Source organism: Myxococcota bacterium (assembly GCA_035498015.1).
In the GTDB taxonomy this organism is placed as follows: domain Bacteria; phylum Myxococcota_A; class UBA9160; order SZUA-336; family SZUA-336; genus VGRW01.
In genome coordinates, this window is record DATKAO010000001.1 from 1 (window position 1) to 2409 (window position 2409).

Consider the following 2409-nt stretch of genomic DNA (forward strand, 5'->3'; position numbering starts at 1 on the left):
CTCGTCGGGCTCGCGTTTCTCGGCCTTTGCGCGTTCCGGGCGCGGCTCTTGCTCTAGCAAGAGGGTATGCTGGGCTGCGCGACCGCTGCCCTCCAGACGCCGCTGGCGCCGGGCGCGCCCGCTCCCGGGTTCAACCTGTTCACAGTGGACCAGGACATCGAGATCGGGAAGCAGTCGGCGGCCGAGGCGGAGAAGAAGCTCGAGCTGCTCGGTGAGCCCGCGGTCGACGCCTACCTGAACCGATTGGTCCAGGCGCTGGTGAGCCACGCGCCCGGGGCCAAGTACCCGTATCACGCCAAGGCGGTGCGCGAGAAACAGGTGAATGCGTTCGCGCTCCCGGGCGGGCCGATGTACGTGAACAGCGGGCTGATCGCGGCGGCGCGCAGCGAGGCGGAGCTCGCCGGCGTGATGGGCCACGAGCTCGCCCACGTGGCGCTGCGCCACGGCACGCACCAGGCCTCGGAGGCCTACGCCGCGCAGACCGGGCTCGGAGTGCTCGGGGGACTGTTGGGCGGCGGCACCGGGGCCGACGTGCTCACCGCGGTCGGAGGCGTGGGGCTGAACGCCGCCTTCCTGAAGTTCAGCCGCGACGCCGAGTCCGAGGCCGACATGACGGGCGCCGCGATGATGGCGCGGGCCGGCTACGACCCGAACGCGCTCGCCGACTTCTTCGGCGTGCTGCGCGAAGAGGCCGGCCACGATCCGGGCGAGCTCGAGGCCTTCCTCAGCGACCACCCCTCGCCCGTGGACCGCGAGGCGCGCATCCGCGAGCTGGCGAAGACGCTGCCCCGGGGTACACCGCACAGTGTCGGCGGATTCGAAACGGTGAAGGCCTCGCTGCGCTGAGCCGGCGGCTCAGGACGGCCGCGCCGGCGGGGCGAGCCAGTGGGGCGCCCACCAATTCCAGCGCCCGAGCAGCTGCATGGTCGCGGGCACGAGCAGGGCGCGGACCAGGGTCACGTCGATCGCGATCGCCGCCGCCATGCCCACCCCGATCTGCTTCACGTAGACGAGGTCACCGCCGGCGAACGCGCCGATCACCACCAAGAGGATCAGCGCCGCGCTGGTGATGATCCGTCCGGTGTGCGCCAGGCCGAAGATCACGCTGCCCTGGTTGTCTCTGGTGCGGAGCCACTCCTCGCGGATGCGCGAGAGCAGGAACACCTCGTAGTCCATCGATAGCCCGAACACGACCGCGAACATCACGAGCGGAATGCTCGGGTCGATGCCGTCCAGGCGTTCGAAGCCCAGGAGTCGCGCGAGGTGGCCGTCCTGGAACACCCAGACGAGCACTCCGTAGCTCGCGCCGAGCGACAGCACGTTCATGAGCACCGCCTTGATCGGCACGACCACCGACCGGAAGGCGACCAGCAGCATCACGAGATTCCAGCCGATCACGAGCACCGCCGCTACGCGCCCGTATTGGCGCAAGGTCTCCTTCAGATCGACCATCTGCGCCGTCGGACCTCCGATCTTCACGCGCAGGGCGGGGTGCGGAACGTCGCGCACGGTCTCGAGCACCTCGGCCGCCTGCGCCGAGCGCCAGGCGTGCGCGCCCGTGGCCACCAGCAGTGAGTGATCCGCGTGAGTCATGCGCGCGAGCCGCGTTGCCACGGGGTCGACCGAGGCGGCTCGGGCGAGCTCCTCGGAGGTGCGCGCGTCGGGGTCGAGCCCGGCGAACGGCGTGCGCACGCCGGTCACGCCCGAGACAGCGGAGATGCGCGCGGTGTAGGCGCGCAGCAGGCGCAGGTTTCCGAGCTCGAGCGGCGAGCCTTGAGTCTCCACGACCACCTGCATGGCCGAGGCGCCGCCCGGATCGAAGCGGCCGGCATCGCCGAGCGCCTCGTCGACGAGCCGCACCTCGGAGTGGAAGGGGAAGATGCGCGCGTCGGGCAGCACGCTGCGCATGCGCAGCACGGGGCTCGCGGCAACGAGCAAGAGGGCGGTGCAGCAGAGCGCCGTCGCGATCGGGTGTCGCATCGACAGCTCGCCGACGCGGCTCCAGAAAGGGCTCGAGCCGCCGACCTCCGGCCGCCGGCGCAGCGACCCGCGATTCACTCGGGGTCCGAGCCACGCCAGGAGACTCGGGAGCAAGACCAGCGCCCCCACGAGCGCCGTCGCGGTCGCCAGCACTCCTCCGAGCGCGACGCTGCGCAGGATCGCCACGGGCACGCCGAGCAGCACGACCAGACTCACCACCACCGCGAGCCCCGAGACCAGCACCGCACGGCCCGCCGTATCGACCGCGGTGATCACCGCCAGGCGCGTCGAGAGACCCCGCGCGAGCTCCTCGCGGAAGCGCTGCACCAGGAGCAGCGAGTAGTCGATCGAGAGACCGAGCCCGAGAAACGCGGCCACGTTCAGCGCGAAGATCGCGATCTCCATGAAGTTGGAGCCGAGCCGGACGAT

Annotated in this window: 2 protein-coding genes; one reads left to right on the forward strand and one right to left on the reverse strand. The window is 71.1% G+C overall.

What is annotated here, in order from left to right; all coding sequences use genetic code 11:
• Positions 1-66 precede the first annotated feature (66 nt).
• Positions 67-846: a M48 family metallopeptidase gene (locus VMR86_00005; GenBank protein HTO05415.1), complete on the forward strand. Its 780-nt coding sequence runs from the start codon at positions 67-69 to the stop codon at positions 844-846.
• Positions 847-855: 9 nt separating this feature from the next.
• On the opposite strand, the gene VMR86_00010 is transcribed toward VMR86_00005, so the two are convergent.
• A partial coding sequence (locus VMR86_00010; GenBank protein HTO05416.1) for an MMPL family transporter occupies positions 856-2409 on the reverse strand: 1554 nt, incomplete at its 5' end.